The 7,702-nt window shown below is 72.5% G+C and carries 6 protein-coding genes; 5 read left to right on the top strand and 1 reads right to left on the bottom strand.

The annotated features are described in order from the left end of the window. Positions 1 to 57 precede the first annotated feature (57 nt). The 4 genes from ACFWGZ_RS37295 to ACFWGZ_RS37280 are packed head-to-tail and all read left to right on the top strand — an operon-like array spanning position 58 to position 3,980. Positions 58 to 2,082, top strand: a complete 2,025-nt coding sequence (locus ACFWGZ_RS37295; RefSeq protein ID WP_382456304.1) for an NAD(+) synthase — start codon at positions 58 to 60, stop codon at positions 2,080 to 2,082. Continuing rightward, positions 2,079 to 3,005 carry an NAD(P)H-binding protein gene (locus ACFWGZ_RS37290; protein WP_382456303.1) on the top strand — a complete coding sequence of 309 codons (927 nt, stop codon included), beginning with the start codon at positions 2,079 to 2,081 and terminating at the stop codon, positions 3,003 to 3,005. The genes ACFWGZ_RS37295 and ACFWGZ_RS37290 overlap by 4 nt, the downstream gene beginning before the upstream one ends. A gap of 34 nt (positions 3,006 to 3,039) precedes the next feature. Continuing rightward, the gene (locus tag ACFWGZ_RS37285) at positions 3,040 to 3,483 is read left to right on the top strand and encodes an NUDIX domain-containing protein (RefSeq protein ID WP_382456302.1); all 444 of its coding nucleotides are present in this window, start codon (positions 3,040 to 3,042) and stop codon (positions 3,481 to 3,483) included. Beyond that, on the top strand, positions 3,483 to 3,980 hold the full coding sequence (locus ACFWGZ_RS37280; protein WP_382456301.1) for a hypothetical protein: 498 nt from the start codon (positions 3,483 to 3,485) through the stop codon (positions 3,978 to 3,980). Before ACFWGZ_RS37285 ends, ACFWGZ_RS37280 begins: the two co-directional genes overlap by 1 nt. Before the next feature lie 6 nt (positions 3,981 to 3,986). Here ACFWGZ_RS37280 and ACFWGZ_RS37275 read toward each other — a convergent pair whose 3' ends face one another. After that, positions 3,987 to 6,179 (bottom strand): peptidase domain-containing ABC transporter, encoded by a 2,193-nt coding sequence (locus ACFWGZ_RS37275; RefSeq protein WP_382456300.1) that lies wholly within the window; start codon positions 6,177 to 6,179, stop codon positions 3,987 to 3,989. Positions 6,180 to 6,442: 263 nt separating this feature from the next. Here ACFWGZ_RS37275 and ACFWGZ_RS37270 point away from each other — a divergent pair, with 263 nt between their 5' ends. After that, a complete protein-coding gene (locus tag ACFWGZ_RS37270; RefSeq protein ID WP_382456299.1) occupies positions 6,443 to 7,675 on the top strand; it encodes a cellulose binding domain-containing protein in 1,233 nt (410 codons plus the stop codon). Positions 7,676 to 7,702 lie beyond the last annotated feature (27 nt).

Raw genomic sequence — 7,702 nt, 5'->3', positions numbered from 1 at the left:
GCAGGCGGCGGCCCTCCCCTTTCCGACGTACTCGTGCCGAACGGGGAGCCGAACCACATGGGACGCAACGAACCTGAACTCACCGGCCTCGGCTACCTGCGCGTGGCCGCGGTGTCGCCGCCGGTGCGGGTGGCCGACGTCGCCCACAACACGCGCGCCACAGTCGAGGCGCTGGAGCGGGCCGCCGCTCGCGGCTGCCGGCTCGCCGTGTTCCCCGAGCTCGGGCTCACCGGCTACACGTGCGCCGACCTGTTCCACCAGGAGGTGCTGCTCGACGCCGCGGAGCAGGGGCTGCGCGAGGTGCTCCGGGCCAGTCTGCGACTGGGCGTCGCGGCGATCGCCGGGCTCCCGGTCCGGGTGGGCGGACGCCTCTACAACTGCGCCGCCCTCGTGGCCGGCGGCCGCCTCGCCGGCGTCGTGCCCAAGGTCTGCCTGCCCACCGCGGGGGAGTACCACGAGCAGCGCTGGTTCACCTCCGGTGCGCTGCGGACGCGGGACGAGGTGGAGATCGCGGGCGACCGGGCGCCGTTCGGCGAGGACCTGATGTTCGCGGCCCGCAACCTGCCCGGCTGCACGATCGGCGTCGAGATCTGCGAAGACCTGTGGACACCGCAGCCGGCGAGCGGCCGGCTGGCGCTCGGCGGCGCGACGGTCCTCGCGAACCTCTCGGCGAGCAACGAGCTGGCCGGCAAGTCCCGCCGCCGCCGTGACCTGGTCCGCGAGCAGGCCGCGCGGTGCGCGGCGGCCTACGTCTACGCCGCGGCCGGTCCGGGCGAGTCCTCGACCGACACCGTGTTCGGCGGCCACTCGATGATCGTCGAGAACGGCGCCACGCTGGCCGAGTCGCGCCGGTTCGGCTTCGAGACCGAGCTGCTCGTGACCGACGTCGACCTCCAGCACCTCGGCGGGGTGCGGGCGCGGAGCTCCGGGTTCTCCTGCGCGACCGGCGGGCCGCTGCGCAGGGTCGAGTTCTCCCTGCCGCGGCCGGAGTCCGACGGTCCCGCCGCCGGTGCGCTCAGACCGGTGCCGTCACGCACGCCGTTCGTGCCGGAGGACCCCGAGGAGCGGGCGGAGCACTGCTTCGAGGCCTTCAGCATCCAGACCACGGCGCTGTGCACGCGGCTGCGGCACCTGACCGCGCGGCGATCCGGGCCGGTGGTGAGCATCGGCCTGTCCGGTGGCCTCGACTCGACCCTGGCACTGCTGGTCGCGGTGAAGTCCTTCGACCGGCTGGGCGCCGACCGGCGGGGCGTCGTCGCCGTCACGATGCCGGGCCCCGGCACGACGAGCCGGACGCGGAGCAACGCCGAGGCGCTGGCCGGCCTCCTGGGCGTCACGTGCGAGGTGATCCCGATCGGGGAGTCGACCGCGCACCACCTCGGCGCGATCGGGCACGCCGGACGCCACGACGCGACGTTCCAGAACGCGCAGGCGCGGGAGCGGACCCGGATCCTGATGGACGTCGCCGGTCTGCACGGCGGTTTCAACCTCGGCACCGGAGACCTCACCGAGCTGGCGCTGGGCTACTGCACGTTCAACGGCGACCAGATGTCGATGTACCACGTCAACGCCGGGGTGCCGAAAACGCTCGTGCGGCAGCTGGTGCAGTGGTGCGCGGACACCCTGTTCGACGAGAAGACCGCGGCGGTCCTGCGTGACATCTGCGCCACCCCGAGCACCGCGGAGCTGTTGCCGCCCACCGCGGACGGACGCTCCTCGCAGAACACCGAGGAGATCGTCGGCCCCGACGAGCTCCAGGACTTCTTCGTGTTCCACACCGTCCACTCGGGATTCTCCCCGAGGAAGGTGTTCCGGCTCGCGGAGCGCGCGTTCGAGGGCCGGTACGCACCCGAGCAGATCCTCAGGTGGCTGGGGATCTTCTACTACGCGTTCTTCGGCAGCCAGTTCAAGCGGTCGGCGATGCCGGACGGGCCGAAGGTCACGGCCGTCGGGCTGTCGCCCAGGGCCGACTGGCGCATGCCGAGCGACGCGGTCTCGACGCTGTGGTTGCGCGAGATCGCGGACCTGCGGGCGTTGCCCGGCGAGGAGCGTGTCGACGACGCCGCTCGGGTGGCGGTGTGAGCGGGCGGACGTTGCTGGTGGCAGGGGCGAACGGGCACCTCGGGCGCCAGGTGGTCGAGCTGCTGCGGGCCGCCGGGACGGACCACGTCGTGGCCACGACGCGCTCACCGGAGCGTGCGGCCGGCCTCCTGCGCGACGGCGTCGAGGTCCGCTACGCCGACTTCGACCTGCCCGGCTCCCTGGAGCGCGCGTTCACCGGGGTGGACCGGCTGCTGCTCATCAGCACCGGGTCCGATCCGACCCGCCGGCGCCGGCTCGCGCGGCACCGGGCGGTGATCGCGGCGGCGCAACGCCGCGGCGTCGCGCACGTGGTCTACACGTCGATCAGCGCGCCCGGGCCGACGCCGGAGCCGTCGCTGTTCGACGACCACTGGCAGACCGAGCTCCGCCTCGAGGAGAGCGCGCTCGACTGGACGGTGCTGCGCAACAACCTCTACGCCGACCAGTTCTTCGACACCCTGCCCGTGGCGCTCGTGTTCGGGAGGCTGACCACCATCGCGCCGGCCGCCCCGATCGGCTACGTCCTGCGGGACGACTGCGCGCGAGCCGCCGCGGCGGCGCTCTCGGCCCGTTCCGGCGGGCGCCGGGTCCTCGACATCACCGGCGGGGAGGCGATCGACCGGCAGACCATCGCGACCGCCGCCGGTGAGCTGTGCGGCCGGGAGGTCGTCGCCGTGCCGACGGAACCGGCCGTGCTGCGGCGGAACCTGCTCCGGCTCGGCCTGTGGGAGCACGTGGCCGACGCCCTGGTCGACATCGAGCTCGCGGTGGCCGAGGGCCGGCACGCGGTCGTGAGCACCGACTTCGAGGACCTGACCGGGCAGCGGCCCCGAGGTGTGCTCGACGCGCTCCGCGAGAACCTGCCGGCGCTCCTCGCCGGGTGCGAGTCCCTGCGGCGCCGCGTGATCACCGCCAGGCCGTGACGTGCTGACCTTCGGCGAACGAGGAGATCGCCTCGTGCACCTGCAACGCGTCGACCGGGACGCCGAGCGCTTCGGCCGGATCACGCTCGCGCTCGTCCTGCTGGAGGTCCCCGGCGGGCTGGTGCTCGTGCGCAACCGCGGGCGCGGCTGCTGGGAGCTGCCGGGAGGACTGCGGGACGAGGGTGAGTCGCCGGCCGGGTGCGCGCTCCGCGAGCTGCGGGAGGAGACGGGGATCGCTGCCGCCGCCGTGCGCCTCGCCGCGGTGGTGGTCCTGGACCTCCAGCCCTCGCCCCGCACACCGCGGCGGCGCGAGGAATGTGGCGCGGTGTTCCGCGCGGAGCACGCCGCGGTGCCCGCCGCGTTCGAGTCACCGGAGATCTCGGCCGTGATCGTGCGACCTGCCGATCGCCTGCCCGCGGGCACGGGGGAGTTGGACACGCACCTGGTCCGCGAGCTGTCATCCGGCGTGGAGCGGTGATGCTGGAACTCGACGACCTGGTGCCCACGCAGTCCGGTTTCCGCCTGCCGCTCGCGGCACGGCGGGCGATGACGGCGCACGTGCGTGACGGTGGCGACTTCCGCGACGTGCGGTCGCCCACCGGCCGGCCCGCCCCGATCGTCGTCGACCGGTTCCCCGACGGGCGCCAGTTCGTGCGGGACGGGCTGCACCGGGTGACGGCGGTCCGCCTCGGGCGCGCGGAACCCGTGCTGTGGACGGGGGAGTACCGGATCTGCGCCATGACCTACGCCCTGTACACGACCGCGGACGTGGCCGATTCCTGGTTCACGCCGTTCGACCCGCGCACGGAGGTCCGGTTCCCCGACGTCGCCGAGTTCAAGGCCCGGGTCGCCGCGATGCTCGCCGAGGGCAGGGATCCGCACCCGTTCATCCGGTCGAACCGCCGGCAGTACTGCCGGGCTCGCCGGCCGACCGACACGGCCGAGTCGCTCGCCCTCCGGTGGCTGGAACCCTGACGCCGGTCAGGCGCTCACCTCGCCGGCGGGGTCGGTCGTGCCGAGACGCCCGCGCCGCAGCGGCAGGGTGCGCTCGGCCATCCGCAGCGTCTCCTGGCGGTGCGCGACCAGGATCTTGATCATGGGCAGCTCCCGCAGGTTCTCGAACACCCGCCCCTCGTTGAGGGGGTCGAGGTTGCTGGTCGCCTCGTCGAGCACCAGGACGTCCGGTCGTTTGTAGAGCGCCCTGGCCAGGAGGATCCGCTGGCGCTGGCCACCGGACAGCGTGGAACCCATGTCACCGCACGGCGTGTCGAACCCCAGCGGCATCCGCTCGACGTCCTCCGCGATGCAGGCGATCTCGGCGCACCGCCGCATGTGCCCGAGGTCCGGCGCGGAGTCCGCGAAGCAGATGTTCTCCTTGATCGTGCCGCCGACCAGCTGGTCGTCCTGCATGACCGCGCCGAGACGGCCGCGGTACCACCGCCGGTCCTCGTCGGTCAGCTCCGCGCCGTTGACGACGATCTGGCCGTGGGTGGGCGTGAGGAGCCCGACCAGCACGCGGATGAGCGTGCTCTTGCCGGCGCCGGAACTGCCCGAGATCGCCAGCGTTTCTCCCTGCCCGACCCGGAACGAGCACGCCACCAGCACCGGGCGGTCGAGCGGGGAGTAGCGGAAGCCGAGGTCGCGCAGTTCCAGCGACTCGATCCGGCCACGGCCGTGCGCGTCGCCCGAGACCGGCTCCGGCTTCGCGCAGATGACGTCCGCCAGCTGGTCGAGGTGCGGCCGCAGCAGCGCCACCTCGGCCAGCTTGTCGGCCAGCGCGTACGCCCGGCTCTGGAACAGCACCTTGAAGCCGTAGAACGAGAACAGCATGCCGAGGCTCCACTGCCCGCCGATCACCATGGCGGCGCCGAAGCCGATCGAGGCGATGTTCTCCCCACCGCCGATCAGGACCCTGGCGGACGTGCTGAGCGCGACCAGGCGCTGCACCCGCGCCTCGCGGTTGGAGGACTTGACGAGGTGGTTCGACCACGCGGACAGCCGGAACGGCTCGGCCACGAACATCTTGACGGCCTGGATGCCCTTGATGGTCTCGTGCAGGTACGCCTGCTGGCCGATGTTGTGCTGGAGCAGTTCGGTCTCGGCGTCGAGCTGCCGGAGCGCGACCTGGCGCCGGACGACGGCGTACAGCACGAACGCGCCGGCGGGGATCAGCGCGAGACGCGCGTCGTAGAAGAAGAGGATGACGACGGTGATCAACCCCATCGCACCGTCCACGATGGACTCGATGGCCGCGACCGACAGCCTGGTCTGGATCTCCCGGACGCTGCGGAACCGGGAGATGACGTCGCTGATGTACCGCGCCTGGAAGAACGACATCGGCAATGTCAGCAGCGTGGCGTAGGCACGCGCCAGCCAGTGCTCGGTGAAGCGCAGCCCCAGCCGGCTGAGCAGGAGCGACCGCGCCAGGGTGAGCGTCCCGTGCACCACGACGACCGCGCCGAACCCGGCCGCGAGCACCGGCAGCACGCCCGTGTCCCCGAGCCGGACCACCCGGTCGATGACCGTCTGCAGGTAGAACGGGGCCACCAGCGCGGCTGCCTCGACGAGGCACGCGGCGAGGAAGACGGCCAGCGCGACCCCGCGGATGGCCCGCAGCGGCGACAGCAGGGCGCGAAACCCGAACCTGGTCTGCGCCGGCAGCGGCTGCCGGGAAGCCGGGGCCGCGAGTTCCAGTGCGACCCCGGTGAAGTGCCGGGACACTTCCGCGAGCGGTATCCGCCGCGGTCCGGCCGCGGGATCGACGACGTGCGCGTACCGGCGGTCGGCGGAGTGCAGGACCACGAAGTGGTTCATGTCCCAGTGCAGGACGCACGGCACCGCGAGCTGCCGGAGCTGGTCGAGCTCGGCTTTGACGGCGCGCGGCGCCATGTCCAGCGCGGACCCCATCGCCACCAGGTCCGCGACGGTGGTGCCGCGCACCGAGATCGGGAACCTCTCCCGCAGCCCCTGCAGCGTGACCTCGCTGCCGTGCCACCGCAGCACCATGGTCAGGCAGGCCAGGCCGCAGTCGGTCGCCTCGGTCTGGTGGACCACGGGCACCGCGCGCCGCCGCCGGAGCACGGCGCGCAGGAACCGGTGGCGCGGCTCGCCCAGGTGCCGCTCGGCGGAGTGCCGCACCGCCTCGGCGCGGAAGAGGTTCTGGAGCGTGATCATGGCGTTGGTCCTCCTGCACCCCGGCACCGGCTTCGGAGCGTAGGGACGGGTGCCGCGCCGGACGTGGAGAGGAAGTGGAGGTCTCGTGAACCACGCCCGGCGCGGTGCCTGCTCGGCACTTCACGAAACACGCCTGCACTGATCGAGTGAAACCGGAATTTTTAGCAGACACATCTCTTGACGGCCGTACCGCCACCAGCACACAGTCCGGAGGTTGGCTGGGAGCGCTCCCAGATCAGTTCGTCCCGGTCCCGAGCGAGGAGATGACTGTGTTCACGACGGTTCCCCGTGTCCGGCCCAAAGTGGCGTTGGTGGCCGCGGTGGCGATGACCACCGCGTTGACCGCGGCCGGCGCAACGGCGGCAGCGGCGCCGTCCGCCGCCGGATGCCGTGTCGACTACTCGATCGGGTCGCAGTGGCAGGGCGGGTTCGGCGCGGCCGTGACGGTCACGAACCTCGGCAGTGCGGTCACCGGCTGGCAGGTGGCCTGGACGTTCGCCGGCGACGAGCGCATCACGCAGCTGTGGAACGGTTCCGCGGCCCAGTCGGGGGCGCAGGTGTCGGTGACCAACGCGTCGTGGAACGGTGCCATCGCCACCGGGGGCACGGCGTCCTTCGGCTTCAACGCCACCTCGGGCGCCGCCTCGGCCGTCCCGTCGGCGTTCACGCTCAACGGCGTGGCCTGCACCGGCTCGGTGACCGAACCCCCGCCGACCGGCGATTCCCTGGTGGGCAACAACTTCCCGGTCACCCGGGAGGCCGCCTACGGCGACAACCGCTACACCGTGTTCCGCCCGGCGAACCCGCAGGCGGTGGGAGTGCGGATGCCGGTGCTGGTGTTCGGCAACGGCGCCTGCGCGCACACGAACAACAGCGAGGTCACCAGGGCGTTGACGTTCATCGCGTCGAAGGGTGTCGTCGTGGTGGACACCGGTTCGGCGGACGGCTCGCCCAACGGCGTGCCGAGCGGCTCCCCGATCCCCTCCCTGCTGACCGGCGCCATCACGTGGGCGGAGCGGGAGCAGAACCGCTCCGGCGCACCGCTGTCCCAGCGGCTCGACCTGACGAAGGTCGCCGCCGCCGGTCACTCCTGCGGCGGGATCGAGGGCCTGATCGCCGCGCAGGACAGCCGGGTGGACGCCGTGGTGTCGCTCGACAGCGGCCTGTTCGCCGACGGCTCCTTCGGGTACTCCCGCGCCGAGCTCGCCAAGCTCCACACGCCGGCCCTGTTCATGGCCGGCGGGCCCTCCGACATCGCCTACGACAACACGCGGGCCAACTACGACCTGGTCACCGTTCCGGCCGTGCTCGCCATGCACCCCCAGGCCGGGCACGTCGGCTTCATCACCGGCAACCAGATGACCGACGGCATGACCGCGGTCGTCCAGTTCCTCGACATGGTGCTCAACGGCAACCAGGCGGCCCGCTCGTACGTCCTGGACCCGTCCGGGCTCGCGTCGAAGTACCCGTGGACGGTCTCGAAGAAGAACTTCTGACCCGGCCGCGGCACCCCGTCTCCGGGG

Source organism: Lentzea sp. NPDC060358, assembly GCF_042725365.1.
In the GTDB taxonomy this organism is placed as follows: Bacteria; Actinomycetota; Actinomycetes; order Mycobacteriales; family Pseudonocardiaceae; genus Lentzea.
This window is presented reverse-complemented; position numbering and strand designations above follow the sequence as displayed.